At 68.0% G+C, this 575-nt stretch carries 1 protein-coding gene; it reads left to right on the top strand.

Features of this window, described 5'->3' with window-relative positions; all coding sequences use genetic code 11:
• Positions 1-575, top strand: a 575-nt coding sequence (locus tag AC1DX0_RS36875; protein ID WP_477359598.1) for a nucleotide-binding domain containing protein, incomplete at both ends; no start/stop codon positions are given.

Here is a 575-nt window from a genome sequence, read left to right as displayed (position 1 = left end):
GAATATGCGCTGCTGGCCGAATGGGTGTCGAACGGGACCGTCAGCGCTGAACCAAAATTTTCTCCGCCGGGTGCGGCCGACCGGATCGCGGTGGTGTCGGGAAGTTGTTCGCCGACGACCGAACGACAGATCCGGCATGCTTTGACCGACGGCTTCGACGGCATCGAGGTCGATCCCGTCGAACTGGTTTCGGAGGCTTCAGGTGAGGCAATCGCGCGCGCAACAGCAGCTGGCCGCGCCAGCCTGGGAGCCGGCCGCAGCGTCGTTCTCTACACCGCCCTTGGACCCACGGCGGATCGGGGCGCGGAAATCGACCGCCAGGAAGGCGCCCGCCACAAGCTCGGGCGCGGCCTTGGAGAGCTGCTTCGCGCGCTGACGATCGAACAGCAGTTGCAGCGCGTCGTCATCGCCGGCGGTGACACGTCGAGCCACGCGCTCGGCCAGATGGGCGTCGATGCGCTGACGGTGCGGATGCCGCTGCCGGCGTCGCCGGGTTCGCCGCTTTGCGTCGCCCATTCGCGCATCACGGCGATCGACGGGCTGGAGGTTGCGCTCAAGGGCGGCCAGGTCGGAAC

It is taken from the genome of Mesorhizobium sp. P3_A9 (assembly GCF_056402975.1).
This window is presented reverse-complemented; position numbering and strand designations above follow the sequence as displayed.